The 23,361-nt window shown below is 72.7% G+C and carries 21 protein-coding genes; 12 read left to right on the plus strand and 9 right to left on the minus strand.

Annotation, left to right across the window (positions count from 1 at the left end; translation table 11 throughout):
• Window positions 1–8 precede the first annotated feature (8 nt).
• The gene (tkt, locus tag QRT03_RS18820; RefSeq protein WP_286054921.1) at window positions 9–2,084 is read right to left on the minus strand and encodes a transketolase; all 2,076 of its coding nucleotides are present in this window, start codon (window positions 2,082–2,084) and stop codon (window positions 9–11) included.
• Between the two features lie 500 nt (window positions 2,085–2,584).
• Between tkt and QRT03_RS18825 the strand changes: the two genes are divergently transcribed.
• Entirely contained in the window at window positions 2,585–3,541 is a 957-nt protein-coding gene (locus QRT03_RS18825; protein WP_286054526.1) for a heme o synthase, read from the plus strand.
• A gap of 246 nt (window positions 3,542–3,787) precedes the next feature.
• Entirely contained in the window at window positions 3,788–4,663 is an 876-nt protein-coding gene (locus QRT03_RS18830; RefSeq protein ID WP_286054527.1) for a hypothetical protein, read from the plus strand.
• 163 nt (window positions 4,664–4,826) lie between these two features.
• On the opposite strand, the gene QRT03_RS18835 is transcribed toward QRT03_RS18830, so the two are convergent.
• The 4 genes from QRT03_RS18835 to mptB are packed head-to-tail and all read right to left on the minus strand — an operon-like array spanning window position 4,827 to window position 9,120.
• A complete protein-coding gene (locus QRT03_RS18835; RefSeq protein ID WP_425604873.1) occupies window positions 4,827–5,756 on the minus strand; it encodes a COX15/CtaA family protein in 930 nt (309 codons plus the stop codon).
• Between the two features lie 46 nt (window positions 5,757–5,802).
• Window positions 5,803–6,519, minus strand: coding sequence for an ABC transporter permease (locus QRT03_RS18840; protein WP_425604874.1), 717 nt, complete (start codon window positions 6,517–6,519; stop codon window positions 5,803–5,805).
• A gap of 59 nt (window positions 6,520–6,578) precedes the next feature.
• Complete coding sequence (locus QRT03_RS18845) at window positions 6,579–7,505, minus strand: ABC transporter ATP-binding protein (RefSeq protein WP_286054530.1); 927 nt, start codon at window positions 7,503–7,505, stop codon at window positions 6,579–6,581.
• Window positions 7,506–7,515: 10 nt separating this feature from the next.
• Window positions 7,516–9,120: a polyprenol phosphomannose-dependent alpha 1,6 mannosyltransferase MptB gene (gene mptB / locus QRT03_RS18850; RefSeq protein ID WP_286054531.1), complete on the minus strand. Its 1,605-nt coding sequence runs from the start codon at window positions 9,118–9,120 to the stop codon at window positions 7,516–7,518.
• Window positions 9,121–9,317: 197 nt separating this feature from the next.
• Between mptB and QRT03_RS18855 the strand changes: the two genes are divergently transcribed.
• The 7 genes from QRT03_RS18855 to QRT03_RS18885 are packed head-to-tail and all read left to right on the plus strand — an operon-like array spanning window position 9,318 to window position 15,761.
• Window positions 9,318–10,091, plus strand: coding sequence for a helix-turn-helix transcriptional regulator (locus QRT03_RS18855; RefSeq protein ID WP_286054532.1), 774 nt, complete (start codon window positions 9,318–9,320; stop codon window positions 10,089–10,091).
• Window positions 10,088–11,521 (plus strand): Fe-S cluster assembly protein SufB, encoded by a 1,434-nt coding sequence (gene sufB, locus QRT03_RS18860; RefSeq protein ID WP_286054533.1) that lies wholly within the window; start codon window positions 10,088–10,090, stop codon window positions 11,519–11,521. The genes QRT03_RS18855 and sufB overlap by 4 nt, the downstream gene beginning before the upstream one ends.
• Window positions 11,518–12,777, plus strand: coding sequence for a Fe-S cluster assembly protein SufD (gene sufD, locus QRT03_RS18865; protein WP_286054535.1), 1,260 nt, complete (start codon window positions 11,518–11,520; stop codon window positions 12,775–12,777). Before sufB ends, sufD begins: the two co-directional genes overlap by 4 nt.
• Before the next feature lie 31 nt (window positions 12,778–12,808).
• Entirely contained in the window at window positions 12,809–13,579 is a 771-nt protein-coding gene (sufC, locus tag QRT03_RS18870; RefSeq protein WP_286054536.1) for a Fe-S cluster assembly ATPase SufC, read from the plus strand.
• A complete protein-coding gene (locus QRT03_RS18875; RefSeq protein WP_286054537.1) occupies window positions 13,576–14,877 on the plus strand; it encodes a cysteine desulfurase in 1,302 nt (433 codons plus the stop codon). The genes sufC and QRT03_RS18875 overlap by 4 nt, the downstream gene beginning before the upstream one ends.
• Window positions 14,878–14,889: 12 nt before the next feature.
• Entirely contained in the window at window positions 14,890–15,363 is a 474-nt protein-coding gene (sufU, locus tag QRT03_RS18880) for a Fe-S cluster assembly sulfur transfer protein SufU (protein WP_286054538.1), read from the plus strand.
• The gene (locus QRT03_RS18885) at window positions 15,360–15,761 is read left to right on the plus strand and encodes a metal-sulfur cluster assembly factor (RefSeq protein WP_286054540.1); all 402 of its coding nucleotides are present in this window, start codon (window positions 15,360–15,362) and stop codon (window positions 15,759–15,761) included. The genes sufU and QRT03_RS18885 overlap by 4 nt, the downstream gene beginning before the upstream one ends.
• 101 nt (window positions 15,762–15,862) lie before the next feature.
• Here the strand turns inward: QRT03_RS18885 and QRT03_RS18890 are convergent, their stop codons facing one another.
• From QRT03_RS18890 to QRT03_RS18905, 4 genes are all read right to left on the minus strand, one after another.
• A complete protein-coding gene (locus QRT03_RS18890; protein ID WP_286054541.1) occupies window positions 15,863–16,855 on the minus strand; it encodes an adenylate/guanylate cyclase domain-containing protein in 993 nt (330 codons plus the stop codon).
• Entirely contained in the window at window positions 16,852–17,298 is a 447-nt protein-coding gene (locus QRT03_RS18895) for a universal stress protein (RefSeq protein ID WP_286054542.1), read from the minus strand. The genes QRT03_RS18890 and QRT03_RS18895 overlap by 4 nt, the downstream gene beginning before the upstream one ends.
• 90 nt (window positions 17,299–17,388) lie before the next feature.
• Window positions 17,389–18,639: a lycopene cyclase family protein gene (locus QRT03_RS18900; RefSeq protein WP_345783265.1), complete on the minus strand. Its 1,251-nt coding sequence runs from the start codon at window positions 18,637–18,639 to the stop codon at window positions 17,389–17,391.
• Entirely contained in the window at window positions 18,603–19,001 is a 399-nt protein-coding gene (locus QRT03_RS18905; protein WP_286054543.1) for a hypothetical protein, read from the minus strand. The genes QRT03_RS18900 and QRT03_RS18905 overlap by 37 nt, the downstream gene beginning before the upstream one ends.
• 90 nt (window positions 19,002–19,091) lie before the next feature.
• On the opposite strand from QRT03_RS18905, the gene QRT03_RS18910 reads away from it, so the two are divergent.
• From QRT03_RS18910 to QRT03_RS18920, 3 genes are all read left to right on the plus strand, one after another.
• Window positions 19,092–20,714 (plus strand): ABC-F family ATP-binding cassette domain-containing protein, encoded by a 1,623-nt coding sequence (locus tag QRT03_RS18910; protein ID WP_286054545.1) that lies wholly within the window; start codon window positions 19,092–19,094, stop codon window positions 20,712–20,714.
• A gap of 182 nt (window positions 20,715–20,896) precedes the next feature.
• Window positions 20,897–21,109 carry a helix-turn-helix domain-containing protein gene (locus QRT03_RS18915; protein ID WP_026204731.1) on the plus strand — a complete coding sequence of 71 codons (213 nt, stop codon included), beginning with the start codon at window positions 20,897–20,899 and terminating at the stop codon, window positions 21,107–21,109.
• 253 nt (window positions 21,110–21,362) lie between these two features.
• A complete protein-coding gene (locus QRT03_RS18920; RefSeq protein WP_286054923.1) occupies window positions 21,363–23,243 on the plus strand; it encodes an ABC transporter ATP-binding protein in 1,881 nt (626 codons plus the stop codon).
• The last annotated feature ends 118 nt before the right edge of the window (window positions 23,244–23,361 follow it).

Raw genomic sequence — 23,361 nt, forward strand, 5'->3', positions numbered from 1 at the left:
GGAGGGGTTCACTGCGAGACGCGCGCCAGCGAGCGACGCGCGGCGTCGACGACGGCCTCGGCGGTGAAACCGAACTTCTCGAACAGGGTCTGGTAGTCCGCGCTCGCGCCGAAGTGCTCGATCGAGACCGGCTCCCCGAGGCGGCCGAGCAGGCGGTACCAGGGCTGGGCGACGCCCGCCTCGACGGACACCCGGGCGTCCACGCCGGCGGGGATGACGCTCTCCTGGTAGTCCGCGTCCTGGTTCTCGAACCAGTCCAGGCACGGCATCGAGACCACGCGGGTCGGAACGCCGTCGGCCTCGAGGGTCGTCCGGGCCTCGACGGCGAGCTGCACCTCGGAGCCGGTGGCGATCAGGATGACCTGCGGGTCGCCGGAGGCGTCCTGGAGCACGTAGCCACCGCGCGCCACGCCCTCGGCCGAGGTGCCCTCGAGCACGGGCAGGTTCTGGCGCGTGAGCGCCAGGCCGGCCGGGCCGTGCGGGTTGTCGAGCACCGCCTTGAACGCGTACGCGGTCTCGTTCGGGTCGCCCGGGCGCACGACCGACATCCGGGGGATCGCCCGGAGGCTCGCCAGCTGCTCGATCGGCTGGTGGGTCGGGCCGTCCTCGCCGAGACCTATCGAGTCGTGGGTCCAGACGTAGGTCGTCGGCAGGTTCATCAGCGCCGCCAGGCGGACCGGGGGCCGCATGTAGTCGGAGAAGATGAGGAAGGTCCCGCCGAACACCCGGGTGCCGCCGTGCAGCGCGATGCCGTTGAGGATCGAGCCCATCGCGTGCTCGCGGACACCGAAGTGCAGGACGCGGCCGTAGGGGCTCATCTGCCCCCACATGTTCGTCTCCACCGTCGACGGCCCGAACGACGGCGAGTCGGGGATCGTCGTGTTGTTCGACTCGGCGAGATCGGCCGAGCCGCCCCACAGCTCGGGGAGCACGGGGCCGACCGCGCCCAGGATCTTCTGCAGCGCCTTGCGGGTGGCCAGCGGCTTGTCGTCGGTGGTCCAGGTCGGCAGGGAGTCCGCCCACCCGGCGGGCAGCTCGCGCTTGGCCATCCGGTCGAACAGCTCACGCCGCTCGGGGTTGGCGTTCGCCCAGTCGTCGAAGCGCTTGACCCAGGCCTCGTGCGCCTCCCGGCCGCGGTCCTTGACCTTGCGCGCGTGCTCCAGGACGTCGTCCTCGATCTGGAACGACTTCTCGGGGTCGAACCCGAGGATGTTCTTGATCGAGGCGACCTCGTCGTCACCGAGGGCGGCACCGTGCGCCGCGCCGGTGTTCATCTTCTCCGGCGCGGGGTAGCCGATCACGGTGCGCAGCGCGATGAAGCTGGGCCGGTCGGTCACGGCCTTGGCGTTCTCGATGGCCTCGCGGATGCCGACGACGTTCTCGCCGCCGCGCACGACCTGCGTGTGCCAGCCGTAGGCCTCGTAGCGGCCGACCACGTCCTCGGAGAGCGCCACGGTCGTGTCGTCCTCGATGGAGATGTGGTTGTCGTCGTAGAAGACGACGACGTTGCCGAGCTGCTGGCGGCCGGCGATCGAGCTCGCCTCCGCCGTCACGCCCTCCTCGATGTCGCCGTCCGAGGCGATGACGTAGATGAAGTGGTCGAACGGGCTCTCGCCGGGCGCGGCGTCCGGGTCGAACAGGCCGCGCTCGCGGCGGGCCGCCATGGCCATGCCGACGCTGGAGGCGAGCCCCTGACCCAGCGGGCCCGTAGTGATCTCGACGCCGGTGGTGTGCTGGAACTCCGGGTGCCCGGGGGTGAGCGAGCCCCACGTGCGCAGCGCCTCGAGGTCGGACATCTCCAGCCCGTAGCCGGCGAGGAAGAGCTGGATGTAGAGCGTCAGGCTGGAGTGCCCGGCGGAGAGCACGAAGCGGTCGCGCCCGGGCCAGTCGGCGTCGTTCGGGTCGTGCGTCATCGTGTGCTGGAAGAGGGTGTACGCGAGCGGGGCGAGCGACATCGCGGTGCCCGGGTGGCCGTTCCCGACCTTCTGCACGGCGTCGGCGGCGAGCACGCGGATCGTGTCCACGGTGCGCTGGTCGAGGTCGGACCAGTCGTCGGGCCGGTGCGGGGTCGTGAGGGCGGCGATCTCCTCGGGCGTCTCACTCGCGGGTCGGGTGCTCGCGTCGGTCGTGGTCACGAACCTGGTCTCCCTGTGTCTCGCGTCCTCGGGCCGCCCGCGCGTGCGCACGTCCCGTCTGTCCGGTTCCCTCGACCCCGCCACCGGTCGACCCGGCGCCGGCCGGGTCGGTCCGGGACTGGATCGATCCCGAGTGTCCTTCGGGCCCATGCTGTCACGCCGGGGTGACACTCAGGTGCACCGTCGGAATCCACTGGGCGCAATACCCGCTCACGCGCGCGCGGACACGCACGTCAGGGCTGATCCGCGAGTCTCCCGCGGGCCCTCTACGATCAAGGCCTGCTGCTCGGCACCCGCGCCCTCGCGGGTGACGTACCCCGCACCACCACCCCCTGCCCGGGGGGCGGGCGAGCGAGAGGGACGTCCGGGGTGCAGACTGCACCGACGACAGCGTGTAGGAGGCGGCCCGGCGGGCCGTCGGCGAACGCCTGAAGGGACCGGGTGATCGGGTGAGCACGGCGGTCGGTCCGGCGCCGACGGGGGCACGGACCAGGCTCGGCGGGTACTGGACCCGCTCCGTCGCCACCGTCCGCGCGTACCTCGCGCTGACGAAGGCCCGGATCATCGAGCAGCTGCTGGTGGTCACGGTGCCGGCGATGATGCTCGCCGAGCGCGCGGTGCCGTCGCTATGGTTGGTGCTCGCGGTGCTCCTCGGCGGGGCGGCCGCGGCGGCGAGCGCCCACGCGCTGAACTGCGTGATCGACGCCGACATCGACGCGAAGATGGCGCGCACCCGCAAGCGGCCGCTCGCCCGCGACGCCGTGCCGCGCTCGCACGCCCTGGTCTTCGGCCTCGTCCTCGGCGCCGCGTCCGCGGTGTGGCTCGGCCTCACGGCCAACTGGGTCGCGGCCGCGCTGTCGGTGGCGGCGATCGCGTTCTACATCGTGGTCTACACGCTCGTGCTCAAGCGCCGGACCTCGCAGAACATCGTCTGGGGCGGCGCCGCGGGCTGCATGCCCGTGGTGATCGGCTGGGCCGCCGTGACCGGTGGCGTGGGCTGGCCGTCCCTGGTGCTGTTCGGGATCATCTTCTTCTGGACCCCGCCGCACTTCTGGGCCCTCGCGATGCGCTACCGCGACGAGTACGCCGCCGCGGGCGTCCCGATGCTCCCCGTCGTCGCCGCCCCGCAGCGCGTCTCGCGCCAGATCGTCCTCTACTCGTGGGCGATGGTGGCCTGGTCGGTGCTCCTGGTGCCGGCGACCTCGTGGATCTACCTCGCGACGGCCGTCGTCGGCGGGGTGTGGTTCCTGATCGCCGCGCACCGCCTCGACCGCGCCGTGCACCGGGACGAGGTCGTCAACTCGATGCGCCTCTTCCACCTCTCGAACACCTACCTCACGGGCCTGTTCGTGGCGGTGGCGGTGGACTCGGCCTTCGGCTGGCCCGCCTTCGGCTGGCCCTTCTAGCCCTTCCCGACGACGGGTCGCTCGGCGCTTCTCCTGCGAGCCTCTCCTCCGCGAGTGCTACACCACGCAGGTCCCGGCGCCGCCGGACCTGCCCCACGTCGCACTCGACGGGCACACGCCTCACGAGGGCGACCCGCCCCCCGCGCGAGGGCTACACCACGCAGGTCCACCCGCCTCGGAACCTGCCCCACGTAGCACTCGCAGCGCGTGTGGAACCGATTCGATGCCGCAGGGCTCCAAGTCGATGTGGAGAACATCAGCGGGCCGTTCCGGGGGAGCGAGGCCCTGGCAGCAGGAGACATCACGCGGGGTCGGCTCGCCGGTCCGCGGACGACGAAGCTCTACCCGAACGTCCACGCGTTCACCGAGTGTGTGGCAGCCCCGGAGGACCTGATCGGGCGGGCCCGGGAGGCCGTGCTCTACGTCCGCGGCGCTCCACCGGTCGTCGGTGGCTACGCCGCCGCGGAGGTGCACGGGGCGGACTGCGCACCGATCGGGGTGCCGGTCGACCTCGTTGTCGGGAAGCGAGCGGTCCGCGCCCGGCCAGGCCTCATCGTCCGGCGAGAGGTGCTCGGGCCCGACGACGTGGTGGAGAAGGACGGGTTCCTGGTGACCAGACCGGAGCGCACGGCGTGGGACCTGGTCCGGCGGCTGGGGTTCACCGAGGGCGTCGTCGCCCTGGATGCGCTCGCCCGCGTCGGCGAGTTCGACCCGGCCGTCCTCCTCGACCGGCCACCCGGAGCCCGTGGGTGTCGACGGATCGTTGCTGCGGTCGAGGCGTCGGACCCGCGGGCGGAGTCACGGCCCGAGACGATCATGCGACTCACCATGGTCGAGCACCACGTCCCGACACCCACGCCCCAACTCGAGGTGGACAACGAGTACGGCGCGTTCGTCGCCCGGGTCGACTTCGGCTGGGACGAGTTCCGGGTGGCGGCCGAGTACCAGGGCGACCAGCACCGCATGGACCGGAGGCAGTGGCGCCGGGACCAGGCCCGGACGGCCGATCTTGCCGCGTGCGGCTGGGTGATGGTCCCGTGGACTGGGGACGACCTCCTGAACCCGGCCCGCTTCGTCCGGCGGCTGCTCTCGACCCTGGTGCAGCGCGGCCACGTGCTCTGAACCGAGTGCTGCAGCAGGCAGGTCGGGGGTGCCCGGGCCCTGCGTGATGCAACACTCGGCGCACATGGCCTCGGCCTCCCGAGGAGCGCCGACCGCGAGTGCTACATGGGCCAGCTCGGAGGCGCCCACGACCTGCGTGGTGTCGCACTCGGCGCGGGGACGATCAGGACTGCGCGGCCGCCATCGCGCGCGAGGTCCCCGTTCCCGACGACGGGTCGGGCACGGCGGGGCTCGTCGTCCCGGCCCAGAGCCACGCGGTCGCGGCGACGACCAGCATGGACCCGAGGACGTGCAGCGCGACCAGCACCTCGGGCACGCCGATCGCGTACTGGATCCCGCCGAGCAGGCCCTGGGCGAGCGTCACGGCCACGAGCACCCGGAACCGCACGAGGACCGTCCGCGGCGCGGCGACGGCGTGCAGCAGGAAGCCCAGGCCCACGAGCAGCCCCAGGAAGGCGAACAGCAGGTGGGCGTGCGCCATCGCGAGGTCGGCGACGGAGAACGCGGTCAACCGCGGGGTCGCGGGGTCGCCGGCGTGCGGTCCGGCGGCGGTCACCAGCGTGCCGACGACGACCAGCGCGGACAGCACCGCCGCACTGACCCCGAGCAGCCCGCGCACCGCCCGCGGCACGACGACCTCACGCCGCTCGCCGGAGTCCGGCAACGCCCACGCGTCCCGGGCGAGGAGCACCGCCAGCCACACGAGCGGCACCGAGACGATGAAGTGCGGGGCGACCGTGTACCAGGCCAGGCCCGTCAGCACCGTGATGCCGCCGATCACCGCCTGGGCGACGACGCCGAGGGGCATCGTGCACGCCAGCCAGAGCAGCCGCCGGCGCCGCGGACGGACGAAGAGGGCCGCGATCACGCACGCACCGGTGATCAGCACGAGCGCGACGCCGAGCAGTCGGTTGCCGAACTCGATCCACTGGTGCAGCACCGCGACCTCGGCGTGCGCCACCGGGACCATGCTGCCGGGGAAGCACTGCGGCCAGGTCGGGCAGCCGAGGCCCGACCCGGTCACGCGCACGGCCGCGCCGGTGACGGCGATGCCGCCCTGACCGACGACCGCCGCGACCGCGAGCCCGCGCATCAGGGCCGGGGGAGTCCTCACGCTTCCAGCCTACGACAGGCCGTAGTCAGTCCCACTTCAGCGTCCGCGCGGCCACCAGGCCCGCCACCGCACCCCAGACGAGCAGCACCACGACGTGCCCGAGGCCGGGCGTCCCGCCCAGCAGCACCGACCGCAGGCCTTCGGCGAGCGCCCCGCTCGGCAGGTACTCCACGACGATGCCCAGCGCCCCGGGGAGCTGGTCGGCCGGCACCACGATGCCGCCGACGAAGAGCAGGACGAACCACACGACGTTGGCGATCACCAGCACGAGGTCCGCCCGCACCGACCCGCCGAGGAGCAGCCCGCACGCCCCGAAGGCGCCCGCGCCGAGCAGCACCAGCAGCAGCGCCCAGCCGATCGACCCGCCGTCGGGACGCCATCCGAGGGCGAGGGCGACCGCGGAGAGGACCACGACCTGGATGACGACGACGGCCGCCATCCCGCCGAGCCTGCCGGTCACCACCAGCCAGCGCGGGATCGCCGTCGCGGCCAGGCGCCGCATCAGCCCGTAGCGGCGGTCGAAGCCCAGCGCGATCGCCTGGGAGGTGAAGCCGGTGGACATCATGGCCAGGGCGAGCACGGTGCCCAGGGCGGCGTTCACCCGCGGCTCGGGGAGCTCCACGAGGCCCTCGAGCAGGGTCAACCCGACCAGCAGCGCCAGCGGGATCACCAGCGTCAGCAGGAGCTGCTCGGAGTGCCGCAGGGCCAGCAGCGTCTCGGTGCGGGTGTGCACCGCGAGCATCCGCAGCCGTGACCCGACGCCGGGGTCGGGGGAGAAGGTGCCGGAGTCGAACGTGGCGCTCACGATCGCAGGTCCCGTCCGGTGAGCTCGAGGAAGACGTCCTCGAGGCTGCGGCGCCCGACCCGCACGTCGTCGGCGAGGACGCCCTGGCGGGCGCACCACGCGGTGACGGCGGCGAGCACCTGCGGGTCGATGTGGCCCGACACGGTGTAGTGCCCGGGCGGGCCCTCCTTCGACAGGTGCCCCTCGGGCAGCACGTCGTCGAGCAGCGCCAGGTCCATCCCCGGCGGCGCGCGGAAGCGCATCGTGTCCTCGGCACCCGACGTCGTCAGCTCGTCGGGGGAACCGGCCGCCACGACCCGGCCGTGGTCGACGATCACGACGTCGTCGGCCAGGGCCTCGGCCTCCTGCATGAAGTGGGTGGTGAGCAGCACCGCGACGCCGTCGGCGCGCATCGCGCGAACGAGGTCCCACACCAGGTGGCGGCCCTGCGGGTCGAGGCTGGCCGTGGGTTCGTCGAGGAAGACCAGCTCCGGGCGCCCGACGACGGCGCACGCGAGGCTCAGACGCTGCTGCTGGCCGCCGGAGAGCCGCTTGTAGGGCAACTTCGCGCACGAGGCCAGCCCGAGCGTCTCCACGAGCCACCCGGTGTCGAGCGGCCGCGCCGAGCAGGCCGCCACGAGGTCGAGCATCTCGCGCACGCGCACCATCGGGTACGCGCCGCCGCCCTGGGGCATGACGCCCATCCGGGCCCGCAGCGCCTCGGGCGCCCCGGTCGGGTCGGCGCCGAGCACCCGGACCGAGCCGGACGTCCGCGACCGGAACCCCTCGCACACCTCGACGGTGGTGGTCTTGCCGGCGCCGTTGGGCCCGAGCAGCGCGAGGACACGACCGTGCCGCAGGTCCAGGTCGAGGCCGTCGACCGCCGTCGTCGCGCCGTAGCGCACGACGAGGTCGCGCACCTCGACGGCCGGTTGTGCACCCACGTGGCCCAGCCTAGGGCCGGGGACCGACGGCCTCGTCCCGTGGGGCGGCGCTGCGCGGCGGGATGCGGGGTGTGTTCCCGCGCGCGGCCAGCAGCGGGACGATCGCGACGAGCAGCGCGGCGGTGATCGCCATCGGCAGCTGGTAGGCGCGGAAGGTGAAGTCGTTGCCGGTGGGCGGCACGAGCAGGGCCACGGCGGCCGTCACCGCCACCGCGCAGCCCCGCACCCGCGGCGCCGTGACCGAGCAGGCCAGCGGGACCATGAGCCACAGCAGGTACCACGGGTGCAGCACCGGCCCGGCGAGGAACACCGTCCCGAAGCCGTAGGCGACTCCGGCCACCGGGTGCAGCCGCCCGCGCAGCACCATGAGCACGAGGAGCACGCAGACCAGGGCGGCGACGCCCAGCCCGGCCGAGCGGGTGAGCGAGAGCACCGCGTCGGTGTGGTCCCCGAGCCCGAGCCCGATGCCGATCTGGCCCCCGAGCACCCCGAGGTCGGTGGTCACCGACAGCCAGGACCGCAGCAGGTTCGGCACCGAGAGCGCGGTGATCCACCCGAACCCGAGGCCGGAGCCGACCGAAACGGCGGCCACCACGGCGAGCCCGGTCGCCGAGACCGCCGCGCCCCACCGGATCAAGGCGATCAGCCCGTCCCGACCGCGCGGGTCCTTCCCCGCGGCCAGGCACCGTTCCCGGGCGACGTGCGCGGCCAGGAAGGCCAGGGCCAGCACGGCGGGAATCTTCCCGGAAGCGCCCAGCCCGATCAGCAGCGCACCGACGAACCACGAGGACCGGAAACCGATCTCGAGGCCGAACAGGACGACGCCCATCATGATCGCGTCGTTGTGGATGCCCGAGACCAGGTGGAACAGCACCAGCGGGCTGACGGCCAGCCACAGGGCCGCGATCGGCTCCACACCGGCGCGGCGCGCGAGGTGCGGCGCGGCCCAGATCACCAGGCCCAGCCCGACGAGCGCCAGGATCCGGTGCAGGTAGACCCCGAGGACGATGTTCTCGCCCGCGATCGAGGTGACGAGCCGCCCGAAGGTGAGGAAGCCCGGGCCGTAGGGCGACGGGGTGGTCCGCCAGATCGTGGGGATCGAGGCGACCAGGGGATCGTCGAGACCCAGGGCCTGGGCCGCGCCGAAGACGTACGGGTCGAAGCCGCGCGAGACCACCTCGGCCTGCGAGAGGTAGCCGTAGACGTCGGTGGAGAACAGCGGCGGCGCGACGGCCAGCGGCGCGCACCACATGACGAGGATGCGCGAGAGCTGGCGCACCGTGAGCCGCACCCGCCCGGGCCACGCGAGGCGCCCCAGCCAGAGCCAGGCGAGGACGAGCATGCCCATGCCCACGTACGCCATCGCGAGGGAGACGGTGGGCAGCCGGCCCGGCAGCCCGAGCACCCGCATGCCGAGCAGGGGGTTGTACGCCGAGGCCGGCGTCGCACCGCAGCCCAGCGCCCCGACCGCCATGAGCAGCGCCCCGGTGAACCCGAACCGACGGCAGAAGCGCAGCCGGCGCCGCTCGTCGGGGGTGGCGGGCGCCTCGCGGGCGGCCCGCGCCGCCGAGGCCCCGTCGGCCCCGGGGAGGGCCTGCGGGGCCGTCGCGGTCACCCCCGGGACGATACCGAGGGCCTTCCCGACGCCGGGTCGGACCCGGTCGGGTGCGGATCTCCGGCCCCGGCCGTGGGTGACCCGTGCCACGTCGGGGGCCCGGCGTTGGCCGCGTCCGGGCATATAGGCAAGACTGGTGTTGCCAAAAGCGACGGGCGATGTGTCATGATCGCCGAGGACCCGATCGGAGGTGGGAGATGACCGCGCCGGAGACCGCTCACGCCGAGCACGCGCGTTCCGCCGCCGACGGCCGTACGCGGGACGCCGTCGTCCGGCTCCTGCTCGAGCGCGGCCCGACCACCGCGGCCACGCTCGCCGACCGCCTGCACCTGTCCGGCCCGGGGGTCCGGCGCCACCTCGACGCCCTGTGTGCCGAGGGCAGCGTCGCCACCCGCGACGCACCCGCGTCGGGCAAGCGCGGCCGTCCCGCCCGTCAGTTCCTCCTCACCGGGAGCGGGCGTGCCCGCGCCGGGCGCGGGGAGCACGGGTCGGCCGAGCTCGCGGTCGCGGCCCTGCGTCGCCTCGGCGAGGCGGCGGGGGAGGAGGCCGTGAAGGCCTTCGCGCGCGAGCGGGCGCTGTCGATGGTCGGCGCGCACCGCGAGCACGTCGAGGCCGGAACGGACCGGGCCGACCGCACGCGGCGCCTGGCCGACGCCCTGACCGCGGAGGGCTACGCGGCGAGCAGCCGCAGCAGCGCCGACGCGCGGGTCGCCGGCGAGCAGCTCTGTCAGCACCACTGCCCGGTGGCCGACGTCGCCGCGGAGTTCCCGCAGCTCTGCGAGGCCGAGGCCGAGGTGTTCGCCGAGCTGCTGGGCACCCACGTGCAGCGGTTGGCCACCATCGCGCGCGGCGACGCCGCGTGCACCACACACGTGCCGGCCCAGCGCTCGGACACGCAGACGGGCACCACGGCTCCGACCGACACCACCACCGGTGGAGCACCCGAGAACCAGGGAAGGCAGGTCGTATGACCAGCGCGCCGGAGAAGGAGACGCTGACCCAGGAGGAGACCCTCGCCTCCCTGGGCAGCTACCAGTTCGGCTGGCACGACAGCGACACGGCGGGCGCCAGCGCGCAGCGCGGGCTGAACGAGGCCGTCGTCCGGGACATCTCCTCGAAGAAGGACGAGCCCGACTGGATGCTGCAGCTGCGCCTCAAGGCGCTCGGGATGTTCGACAAGAAGCCGATGCCGCAGTGGGGCTCCGACCTCTCGGGCATCGACTTCGACAACATCAAGTACTTCGTGCGCTCCACGGAGAAGCAGGCCGCCTCCTGGGAGGACCTGCCCGACGACATCAAGTCGACCTACGACAAGCTCGGCATCCCCGAGGCCGAGAAGGCCCGCCTCGTGGCCGGTGTCGCGGCGCAGTACGAGTCCGAGGTCGTGTACCACCAGATCCGCGAGGACCTGGAGCAGCAGGGTGTCATCTTCATGGACACCGACACCGGCCTGCGCGAGCACCCGGAGCTGTTCGAGGAGTACTTCGGCTCGGTGATCCCGGCCGGGGACAACAAGTTCTCCGCGCTGAACTCGGCGGTGTGGTCCGGCGGCTCGTTCATCTACGTGCCCAAGGGCGTCCACGTGGACATCCCGCTGCAGGCCTACTTCCGGATCAACACCGAGAACATGGGCCAGTTCGAGCGGACGCTGATCATCGTCGACGAGGACGCCTACGTCCACTACGTCGAGGGCTGCACCGCGCCGATCTACTCGAGCGACTCGCTGCACTCCGCGGTCGTCGAGATCGTCGTGAAGAAGGGCGGCCGCTGCCGCTACACGACCATCCAGAACTGGTCGAACAACGTCTACAACCTGGTCACCAAGCGCGCCAAGGCCGAAGAGGGCGCGACCATGGAGTGGGTCGACGGCAACATCGGCTCCAAGGTGACCATGAAGTACCCGGCCGTCTGGCTGACCGGCCCGCACGCCAAGGGCGAGGTGCTCTCGGTGGCGTTCTCCGGCGAGGGTCAGCACCAGGACGCCGGCGCCAAGATGGTGCACCTGGCCCCGCACACGTCGTCGACGATCATCTCGAAGTCGGTGGCGCGCGGCGGCGGCCGGACCTCCTACCGCGGCCTGGTCCGCGTGAACAAGGGGGCGCACCACTCGCGGTCGACGGTGAAGTGCGACGCGCTGCTGGTCGACACGATCAGCCGCTCGGACACCTATCCCTACGTCGACGTCCGCGAGGACGACGTGACGATGGGCCACGAGGCGACCGTCTCGAAGGTCAGCGAGGACCAGCTCTTCTACCTGATGTCCCGCGGCCTCACCGAGGACGAGGCCATGGCGATGATCGTGCGCGGGTTCGTCGAGCCCATCGCGCGCGAGCTCCCCATGGAGTACGCGCTCGAGCTCAACCGCCTGATCGAGCTGCAGATGGAGGGCGCTGTCGGATGAGTGACGGTCCCGTGGCGCAGTCCGGGGGCGGCGTCATCGACGCCCCCGGCGCCCCGGTCCTCGACGTGGACCCGGGCATCAAGACCGCCTCGTCACCGAAGATCGCGCCGTGGGAGGAGCGGTTCACCTCCTACGACGTCGAGGCCTTCGAGGTCCCGCGCGGTCGCGAGGAGCAGTGGCGGTTCACGCCGCTGCGTCGCCTGCACGGCCTGCACGACGGGTCCGCGGCCGCGGACGGCGAGGTCGCCGTGTCGGTGCACTCCGGATTCGGCGACTCCGCCACCGAGGACCTCGGCGGCGTGCGGGTGGAGCACGTCGAGCGGGGCGACTCCCGCCTCGGCGACGGCGGCATCCCGGCCGACCGCGTCGCCGCGCAGGCCTGGTCCTCCTTCCCGACAGCGACCGTGGTCACCGTGAACGAGGCCCGGTCCGACGACGAGCCCCTGACGGTCACCGTCGAGGGACCCGGCGTCGGGAAGACCGCCTACGTCCACCTGCAGGTCCGGCTGGAGCACCACGCCGAGGCGGTCGTCGTCCTCGACCACCGCGGTTCGGGCACCGTCGCGGCGAACACCGAGCTCGTGGTGGCCGACGGCGCCAAGCTCGAGATCGTCGAGGTGCACGACTGGGCCGACGACGCCGTGTACGTCGGCGCGCAGCACCTCTCGGTCGGTCGCGACGCGACGATCCGGCACACGTCGATCACCCTGGGCGGCGACCTCGTCCGGCTGTCGCCGGTGGTCAACTACCGGGCGCCCGGCGGCGACGTCGAGCTCGACGGGCTGTACTTCGCCGACGGCGGGCAGCACTTCGAGCAGCGCCTCCTGGTCGACCACTCGGTGCCGAACTGCCGGTCGAACGTCATGTACAAGGGCGCGCTGCAGGGCGCGGACGGCGACAAGGCCGCGCACACCGTGTGGATCGGCGACGTGCTGATCCGCAAGGAGGCCGAGGCGACCGAGACCTACGAGCTCAACCGGAACCTGCTGCTCACCGACAACGCCCGCGCCGACTCGGTGCCGAACCTCGAGATCGAGACGGGCGAGATCGTCAGCGCCGGCCACGCCTCGGCCACCGGTCGCTTCGACGACGAGCAGCTGTTCTACCTGATGGCCCGCGGCATCCCCGAGGAGCAGGCCCGGCGTCTCGTCGTGCGCGGCTTCTTCGGCGAGGTCATCAACAAGGTCCGCGTGCCCGCGCTGCGTGACCGGCTCGAGGCGGCCGTCGAGGCCGAGCTCGAGGCCGTCGGTTCCTGAAGTCCACCACTGCGTTGCTGAAAGAGGCTTGATGTCCACCCTCGAGATCCGCGACCTGCACGTCGAGGTCGAGACCGAGTCCGGCCCGAAGGAGATCCTCCGCGGCGTCGACCTGACGGTGAACTCGAACGAGACCCACGCGATCATGGGTCCGAACGGCTCCGGCAAGTCGACCCTGGCCTACTCCATCGCCGGCCACCCGAAGTACACCGTGACCCGCGGCGAGGTCCTCCTCGACGGCGAGAACGTCCTGGAGATGGCGGTCGACGAGCGGGCGCGCGCCGGCCTGTTCCTGGCCATGCAGTACCCCGTCGAGGTGCCCGGCGTCTCGATGTCGAACTTCCTGCGGTCGGCGGCCACCGCGACCCGTGGCGAGGCACCGAAGGTGCGCCACTGGGTCAAGGAGGTCAAGACGGCGATGACCGACCTCGAGATCGACCCCTCGTTCGCCGAGCGCAGCGTCAACGAGGGCTTCTCCGGCGGCGAGAAGAAGCGCCACGAGGTGCTGCAGCTCGCGCTGCTCAAGCCCAAGTTCGCGGTGCTCGACGAGACCGACTCCGGCCTCGACGTCGACGCGCTGCGCGTCGTGTCGAAGGGCGTGAACGACTACAAGGCGCAGTCCGACGTCGGCGTCCTGCTGATCACGCACTACACCCGGATCCTGCGCTACATCGCGCCGGACCGCGTGCACGTCTTCGTCAACGGCCGGGTGGCCGAGTCCGGCGGCCCGGAGCTCGCCGAGGAGCTCGAGGCGAACGGCTACGAGCGGTTCACCACGGCCAAGGAGGAGCAGCCGGCATGACCGCACTCGCACCCACCACCACGGGTGCGACGCTGGATGTCGAGAAGATCCGAGCGGACTTCCCCATCCTGAGCCGCACCGTCCGGGACGGGAAGTCGCTGGTCTACCTGGACTCGGGCGCGACGTCGCAGCGCCCGTACCAGGTGCTCGACGCCGAACGGCACTTCCTGGAGACGTCGAACGCCGCGGTCCACCGCGGCGCGCACGCGCTCTCCGAGGAGGCGACCGACGCCTACGAGTCCGCCCGTGACCGCATCGCCGGGTTCATCGGCGCGGACGACGGCGAGATCGTGTTCACCAAGAACGCGACCGAGGCGCTCAACCTCGTCGCCTACGGGATGTCGAACGCGCTGACGTCCGACGACCCGAAGGCCGCACGCTTCCGCGTCGGTCCGGGCGACGAGGTCGTCGTCACCGAGATGGAGCACCACGCCAACCTGGTGCCGTGGCAGGAGTTCTGTCGCCGCACCGGGGCGACGCTGCGCTGGTTCGGGGTGACCTCCGACGGTCGGCTCGACCTGGACCCCTCGGTCATCACCGAGCGGACGAAGGTCGTCGCGTTCACCCACCAGTCGAACGTGCTGGGCACGGTCACCCCGGTCGAGCAGATCGTGGCGATGGCGAAGCAGGTCGGCGCGTACACGGTGCTCGACGCCTGCCAGTCGGTGCCGCACGCGCCGATCGACGTGCACGCGCTGGGCGTCGACTTCGCGGCGTTCTCCGGGCACAAGATGCTCGGTCCGTCGGGGATCGGGGTGCTCTACGGGCGGCGTGAGCTGCTCGAGGCGCTGCCGCCGTTCCTCACCGGCGGGTCGATGATCGAGCTGGTCCGCATGGAGGGCTCGACCTACGCCGCCCCGCCGGCCCGGTTCGAGGCCGGGGTGCCGATGACCTCGCAGGCCGTCGGCCTCGGTGCCGCGGTGGACTACCTGTCCGCGCTGGGCATGGAGAACGTCCACGCCCACGAGAACACCCTGACCGCGGCCGCGCTCGAGGGCCTGCAGGGCATCGACGGCGTGACGATCATCGGGCCGCGGAACACCGAGTCGCGCGGGGGAGCGGTGTCGTTCGAGATCGACGGCGTGCACCCGCACGACGCGTCGCAGGTCCTCGACGACTCCGGCATCGCGGTCCGCGTCGGGCACCACTGCGCGTGGCCGCTGCACCGGGCGTTCGGCGTGCAGAGCTCGATCCGCGCCAGCTTCTACGTCTACAACACCCTCGACGAGGTGCACGCGTTGATCGACGGTGTCCGCCGAGCCCAGGACTTTTTCGCCCGTGACGGCGTTTCTCTGTAGGAGGAGGTCGTCGTGAAGCTCGAGACCATGTACCAGGAGATCATCCTGGACCACTACAAGAACCCCCACGGCAAGGGGCTCCGCGAGCCGTTCGAGGCCGAGGTCCACCACGTGAACCCGACCTGCGGCGACGAGGTGACCGTGCGGGTGCACCTGGAGGGCTCGGGGGCCGACGCGAAGGTCGTCGACCTGTCCTACGACGCGCTCGGCTGCTCGATCAGCCAGGCGGCGACCTCGGTGGCCTACGACCTGATCGTCGGGCACACCGTCGGGGAGTCGTTCGAGGTGCTGTCGGCCTACCAGGAGATGGTGCAGGGCCGCGGCAAGGTCGAGCCCGACGAGGACGTCCTCGACGACGCGGTCGCCTTCGCCGGCGTCGCCGCGTACCCGGCCCGCGTCAAGTGCGCGCTGCTGGGATGGTTGGCGTTCAAGGACGCGGTGGCCCAGGCTGACGAGAACGCCCCCGAACTGGAGGGACAGGCATGACGGAGACCGAGACGCCCCGGGGCGCCGAGGGGATGCCGGACGCGCCGGCCCCGAAGGCGGACACCCCGTCGATCGACGACCTCGAGGAGGCCATGCGCGACGTCGTCGACCCCGAGCTGGGGATCAACGTCGTCGACCTGGGCCTGCTCTACGGCATCGACGTGCACCAGGACGACAGCGCGGGCACCGTCGCGACGCTGGACCTCACCCTGACCTCGGCGGCCTGCCCGCTGACCGACGTCATCGAGGACCAGTCGCGGGCGGCCCTGACCACCGGTCCGGGCGGTGGGCTCGTCGACGACGTGCGCATCAACTGGGTCTGGATGCCCCCGTGGGGCCCGGACAAGATCACCGACGACGGCCGCGAGCAGCTGCGCGCGCTCGGGTTCACGGTGTAGGTGGCTCCGCCCTCCGGGCGCGAACCCACGAACGGGCCGTTCATCACGTTCTTCCGTGATGGACGGCCCGTTCGTCGTTCCGAGGGCCGGTGCTCAGGGCCTCAGGACGACCGGCGCACCACGTGCGGCTTGAGGTGCCGGTACCCGCGCACGTGCAGCGGCGGGACCGAGCGCAGGTCGACGTCGAGGTCCGCAGCGCGGATCGCGGCCGTCATCTCGTCGTCCACCAGGGTCGTGCCGGGGCGGGCGTGGGACGTGAGGCGGCTGGCGATGTTCACCGTCGGGCCGTAGACGTCGCCGTACCGGGGCAGGACGTCGCCGAAGGCCAGGCCGATGCGCAGCGCGATGCGGTCGTCGGAGTCGGGGACCTCGTCGTGCAGGGCGAACGCGATCTCGCAGGCCGACGGGGCGTCGTCGCACACGAAGAGCACCTCGTCGCCGAGGGTCTTCACGACGCGCCCGCCGGAGCGGGACACGACGTCGTTGGACACGCCCTCGAAGCGCTCGAGCAGCGCGCGGAGCTCGTCGGCGTCGATGCGGCGCGACAGCGAGGTGAACCCGACGATGTCGGCGAACCCGACCGCGGCCGTCGAGTGGCCCCCGTCGCCGTCGGCATCGTTGGTCGCGAGCGCGCTCATCATGCGGCCCGCGGTGACGAGCAGGTGCCGACGCCAGGTGTAGGCCTGCAGGTCCTCCATCAGCGGTGCGAGCGTGCGCACCGCCGCGACGACGGCCGCCGGGTCGTCCCCGGACCCGCGCTCCACGATCACCCGCCGCAAGAGATCGGCCTGCCACTCGGCGAGCCGGGCCATGCTCTGCCCGAGCGTGCGGGCGATCGTGAGCGCCTCGGTCTCGTCGAACGCATCCTGGTGGACGAGGTCCTCGAGCAGCTTCAGGGCGTCGAGATCGGACCCCGCGAACGCCTCGACGTCGTCGGGCACCCGCGGGAAGCCCAGGGCGCTCCAGAGCCGCCCGGTCCGCTCGGCCGGCACCCCCGCCTGCTCCGCGACGTCGCCGCGCGTCAGCGTGCGCTCCCCGCCGATCAGGAAGTCCTCGACCTCGCGCCGGGCATCGGCCCAGGACGGGTCGGTCACGTGGTGTGGACGATGAGCACGTCGGTCGGGGCCTTGCGCGAGATGCCCTGCGGCACCGAGCCGAGCAGGCGTCCGGAGAGGCTGTTCAGGCCGCGGTTGCCGATGACGAGCAGGTCGGCCTTGCGGTCGGTGACGACGTCGGTGACGACCTCGATCGGGTCGCCCTCCTTCGCCACGGTCTCGACCTCGCCCACGCCCTTGGCCGACGCGCGCTCCTTCGCGTCGCGCAGCGCCTCCTCGGCGGGGGTGGAGCCGACGACGTGGTAGGCGGCGTCCTCACCGAGCTGCTGCTCGGCGGACCCGGTGTTCTTCGCGGGGTGGTAGGCGCTGATGATCAGCAGGGTGGCACCCGCGTCGGCGGCGACGACGGCCGCGCGGTCGACGGCGCGGAAGGAGGAGTCGGACCCGTCCGTACCGACGGCGACGAGCTGGTAGGCGCCCATGGTGATGCTCCGATTCTGGCGGTCGCGTCCCGCCCGACGACGGAACGAGCGGGAGTCGCGGATGGTAACGCGGTGCTCCGTTCGGACCTGCTAGTACCCGTTCTGGTCGATTCGATCGCCACCGGCACCCAGAAGTGATCCGGCGATCAGGTGACGGCGCAAGCGGGGGGACAGGTGGACGAACACCGAGAGCATCGCCCGCATCGAGCCCCGGACGTCGTCGTGCGCGCCCAGGTAGGCCCGCTGGGCCTCCGGCGGGACGCTGAAGAACCGCTCGAAGAACTCGGGCACCTCGGCCGACGGCATCCGCAGCAGCACGTCCAGGCCGCGGCGCCGCATGACGTGCACGGCGGACGCGGCCCGTCCGCCGACCGCTCGACCGGCGGCGTCGAGGACGTCTCCATGATCCGGTCGAGTGGCCAGGGCATCCGCCAGTCGAGTGGCCGTGGCGAGGGAGCGCGTCACGGAGTAGCCGGTGGCCGGGTGGACGAGGGGTACGGCGGCGCCGAGGGGGACGACGCCGGTGGGGGAGCGGTGCGCCGGCGTGTCCACCGGGAAGCGGACGTGCTCGACGCGCGACCGGTCGTCGAGCGGGATCTCCCCGGGACGCAGGCCGTGCGCGACGAGGCGGTGCCGCAGCCGTTCCGTCAGCTCGCGCAGCGGCAGGCCCGGCCGGCGGGCGAGCGAGGTCTCCTCGAGCAGCCAGTCGTCGCCGCCGAGCGGGATCGCGTAGAGGAACGTCGGCCAGCCCGCACGGCCGTGCGACGGCCGCCAGTCCATGAACGTGAGCCGCCCGCCGGTGACCCGCCGGGCGACCGCGGAGGGCACCACGACCCCCACCGCCGTCTGCTCGGCCGCACGCCCCACCCGGCGTCGGGAACGGGAGAGGGCCTGGGTGGCGCCGGTGGCGTCCAGGACCAGCCCGCCCGGCACCCGGCGCCCGTCGTCGAGCACCGCCGCGCGCTCGCGCCCGCCCTCGACGCCGACCACACGGCCCGCGACGACGGCGACGGCGTCGTGGCGCAGCGCGGCCTGCAACGCGGGGGTGTCGAGGACGGCGTACGAGCCGGTCAGCCGGTGGGTGCGCCGTGCGATCGCCCACACCGGGGCCGAGGCGGCCACCACGGACGGGTCGAGGGCGTCCGGCCCGGTGACGGGCACCTCGTCGCCCCAGGAGCCGTAGGTCTGGCGCCAGGTCCGGTCGGGGTGCGGGTCGACCAGCGTCACCGCGAGACCACGACGGGCACAGGCCCGCGCCGCCGACCACCCGGCGGGTCCTCCGCCCGCGACGATCACGTCGGCGTTCAGAGTCCGCCGTTCTCCCGCTGCTCCGCCTCCCACGCGGCGAGCCTCTCGCGATCGGCCTTGGCCCGCGCGTTCCAGTCCCGCATCGCCTGGGGGTAGCCGGTCACCTGGACGTCGTACACCGGCACCTTGCACCGGCGGGCGAGCTTCTCCGCGGCCCGCGGCGTGCCCACCCGGCGCCGCGTCCACTCGCCGTCCTGGGCCACGGCGACGACCGTGGTGTCGGTGGCGGTGGTCTCCGGCTCGACGAAGAACTCCACCCCGGTGCGGGTGCTCGCGAAGAGGCGCAGGTGCTCGAGATCGGCCGGGCCGCCCTCGCGGTCGAGGACCTGACGGCGCCCGTCCGCGCCGAGCCCGGACGACCCGGATCCGCGGCGAAACCAGCTGAACAGGCCCATACGTCCCAGTATCCCCGGCCGGTGTGAAGAATCCCTACATCGCCACCGGGCGGGAGGGTGCGGTCGACGCCTCGCCTACACTGGACTCCTGTGATCACCGCGACCGACCTCGAGCTGCGTGCCGGCTCCCGCGTCCTGCTCGCCGGGGTGACCCTGCGCGTGCAGCCGGGGGACCGCATCGCGTTCGTCGGCCGCAACGGGGCCGGGAAGACCACCTCGCTGCGCGCGATCGCCGGGGAGTCCGAGCCCTACGGCGGTCTGATCCGCTCGACCGGGCCGGTCGGCTACCTGCCCCAGGACCCCCGCGAGGGCGACCTGTCCGTCCTCGCGAAGGACCGCGTCCTGTCGGCCCGCGGGCTCGACCAGATCCTGCGCGACATGGAGAAGGTCCAGACGGCGATGGCCGAGCTGGCCGACGACCGCGAACGCGACCGGGCGATCGCGCGCTTCGGGCGCCTCGAGGAGCGCTTCGCCGACCTCGGCGGCTACGCCGCGGAGAGCGAGGCCGGCCGGATCTGCTCCAACCTCGGCCTGCCCGACCGCGTGCTCGCCCAGCCGCTGGAGACCCTCTCCGGCGGGCAGCGGCGCCGCGTGGAGCTCGCCCGCATCCTCTTCGCCGCGTCCGGGGACGGCGGGAACGCCGGCACCACGCTGCTGCTCGACGAGCCGACCAACCACCTCGACGCCGACTCGATCTCCTGGTTGCGGACCTTCCTCAAGGCCTACGACGGCGGGGTCGTCGTCATCAGCCACGACACCGACCTGCTGGCCGACGTCGTGAACAAGGTCTGGTTCCTCGACGCGACCCGCGGCGAGCTCGACGTCTACAACATGAACTGGAAGAACTACCTGCAGGCGCGGGCCGACGACGAGGCCCGGCGCCGGCGGGAGCGCGCCAATGCGGAGAAGAAGGCGTCCGCCCTGCAGGCCCAGGCCGCGAAGATGGGCGCGAAGGCGACGAAGGCGGTCGCCGCCAAGCAGATGCAGCGGCGGGCGAACGCCCTGCTCGAGGGCCTGGACGAGGAGCGCGTGGCCGACCGGGTCGCCGCGATCCGGTTCCCCACCCCGCAGCCCTGCGGCCGCACCCCCCTCACGGCCGCGGGCCTGTCGAAGAGCTACGGCTCGCTCGAGGTGTTCACCGGCGTGGACCTCGCGGTCGACCGGGGATCCCGCGTCGTCATCCTCGGCCTCAACGGCGCGGGCAAGACGACGCTGCTGCGCATCATGGCGGGCGTGGAGACGCCGGACACGGGCGAGGTCGTCCCCGGTCACGGGCTGCGTCGCGGCTACTTCGCGCAGGAGCACGACACCCTCGACATGGGGCGCACGGTCTGGCAGAACGCCCGCTCGGCCGCGCCGGACACCCCGGAGCAGCAGCTGCGCACCCTGCTCGGGGCGTTCCAGTTCACCGGCGAGCAGCTCGACCAGCCGGCGGGGACGCTGTCGGGCGGCGAGCGCACCCGGCTGGCGCTCGCGGGCCTCGTCTCCAGCGCCGCGAACGTGCTCCTGCTCGACGAGCCGACGAACAACCTCGACCCGGCGTCGCGCGAGAAGGTCCTCGACGCCCTGCGCCACTACGAGGGCGCCGTGGTGCTCGTGACGCACGACCCGGGGGCCGTCGAGGCGCTCGAACCCGAGCGCGTCATCCTGCTGCCCGACGGCACCGAGGACCACTTCTCCGCCGAGCACCTGGAGCTCGTCGAGCTCGCCTGAGCGGCCGTTGATCGTCGAACAGCCTTGATGACCTGGACGGATGCCGGATTGGTCCGCCCGGACGGATCTCGCTCCGATCGGCCCAACCGCTCACCGATCATGTGGAATGTGCCGTGGCGCACAGTGCCGCTGGCGATCATCATGGGTCGACCGGGCACCGTCCGGGAGAGGGGTGGATGACCATGGCCGACCTGAAGAAGGGCGCCCGCATCACGGGCGACCAGCGCGACAAGCTCGCGACGGACCTGAAGAAGAAGTACGAGAAGGGGGCGAGCATCCGCTCGCTCGCGGAGTCCACGGGCCGGTCGTACGGCTTCGTGCACCGGGTGCTCTCCGAGTCCGGGGTCACGCTGCGCGGGCGCGGCGGCGCCACGCGCACGAAGAAGACCTCCTGACGGCGCGCCGCCGCTGACCCGGGCCCGTCCACCAGCGGGCGGGCCGGGCCGGTGTCGCACGTCTGCTCGCCCTGCGCGAACTCCCCCGGGTGATCGCGCGTCGCCGCGCCCCGCGGCGGATACTCGGCGGTCGGACCGGCGGACCACCACCCGCCGAGGCCGTTCGGGCGCCGCTTGACCTCAACCATCGTCGAGGTCGCACGCTCGGAGCCGGGTCCGAGCGAACGGGGTGAGTGGCGTGGAGAACGCCTGGATGTTGATGATGTCGATGTCGCAGGGCGAGAAGCTGCCGCGGTCGGTGCCGAAGGGCACGCTGCCGCGCATCTGGCGCTTCGCGGCCGCGCACCACCGGATGCTCTACGGCTTCCTCGCGCTGACCACGGTGTCCGCGGTGATCGCGGTGGGCGTGCCCGTCCTCGCCGGCCGGGTCGTGGACGCGATCGTCAACCGCACGGGCCTGGCCACGGTCGTCTGGATCGCGGCGGCCATCGCCGGCCTCGCGATCGCCGACGCGCTGCTCGGGCTGGCCGAGCGCTGGATGAGCTCCCGCATCGGCGAGGGGCTGATCTACGACCTGCGTCGCGCGGTGTTCGGGCACGTGCAGTCGATGCCGGTCGCCTTCTTCACCCGGACCCGCACCGGGTCGCTCGTCAGCCGGCTGAACAACGACGTCATCGGGGCGCAGCGGGCCTTCACCTCGACGCTGTCCGGCCTCGTCACCAACGTCATCCAGCTGGTGCTGACCGTCGCGGTGATGGTCACCCTGGCCTGGCAGATCACCCTGCTCGCCCTGGTCCTGCTGCCGATCTTCATCCTCCCCGCTCGCCGGATGGGCCGCACCATCGCGGCACTGCAACGGGAGTCCGCGAACCTGAACGCGGCCATGACGGGGCAGATGACCGAGCGCTTCTCCGCGGGCGGCGCCACCCTGGTCAAGCTGTTCGGGCGCCCCGAGGCCGAGGCCGCCGAGTTCGGCGACCGCGCCGACCGGGTCCGCGGCATCGGGGTGCGCACCGCGATGGCCAACCGCGTGTTCATGACGAGCCTGACGCTGGTCAGCGCCCTCGCCCAGGCCATGGTCTACGGGGTCGGCGGGTGGCTCGCCTTCACCGGGCGGATCGAGGCCGGCACCGTGGTGAGCCTCGCCCTGCTGCTCACCCGGCTCTACGGTCCGCTGACCCAGCTCGCGAACGCCCGCGTCGACGTCATGAGCGCGCTGGTGAGCTTCGAGCGGGTCTTCGAGGTGCTGGACCTGGAGCCCTCGATCACGCAGCGCCCGGACCCGCGGCCTCTCCCCGCGACCCCTCTCGGGGTGCGGCTGCGCGACGTCCGGTTCACCTACCCGGACGCGTCGACGGTGTCGCTCGCGAGCCTGGAGGAGGTCGCGACCCTCGACCACACCGAGAACCACGAGGTGCTGCACGGCGTGGATCTCGAGGTGGCGCCGGGGCGGATGCTCGCCCTGGTCGGCCCGTCGGGGGCTGGCAAGTCCACGATCGCCTCGCTGGTCCCACGTCTCTACGACGTGGACTCGGGCGCGGTGGAGGTGGGCGGGGCGAGCGCAGCGACGGGGGAGGCGACGCCGGGCGCCTGGACCGACATCCGCGACCTGTCGTTCGCCGACCTGCGCGGGGCCGTCGGCGTGGTCACGCAGGACGGCCACCTCTTCCACGACACCGTCGCGGGCAACCTGCGCTACGCGAAGCCGGAGGCGACCGACGCCGAGCTGGTTACCGCCCTGGAACGGGCCCGCCTGGGGCCGCTGCTGCGCGGCCTGCCCGAGGGTCTGCAGACCGTGATCGGCGAGCGCGGCTACCGCCTCTCCGGCGGGGAGCGTCAGCGTCTGACGATCGCGCGCCTGCTGCTCGCCGCCCCACGGGTGGTCATCCTCGACGAGGCCACGGCCCACCTGGACTCCGAGTCCGAGGTCGCGGTCCAGGAGGCGCTGGCCGAGGCCCTGGTGGGGCGCACGGCGATCGTCATCGCGCACCGGCTCTCGACGATCCGCAGCGCGGACACGATCGCCGTGGTCGAGGACGGCCGGGTCGTCGAGCAGGGATCGCACGAGGTCCTGCTGGCCCGGGCGGGGCGCTACGCCGACCTCCACCACACCCAGTTCGCCCCCGCCGCATGATCACCGTCGGTGAGGTTGTCGGGGGTCCGTGATACGCCAGACACCGACGGCGCGAACCCCTGCACCTCGTGGGGGCCGCGTGTAGCGTCGTTCGGCGTGCCTCACGGGACCCGTGGGA

The organism is Actinomycetospora termitidis, from assembly GCF_030286555.1.
Classification (GTDB): domain Bacteria; phylum Actinomycetota; class Actinomycetes; order Mycobacteriales; family Pseudonocardiaceae; genus Actinomycetospora; species Actinomycetospora termitidis.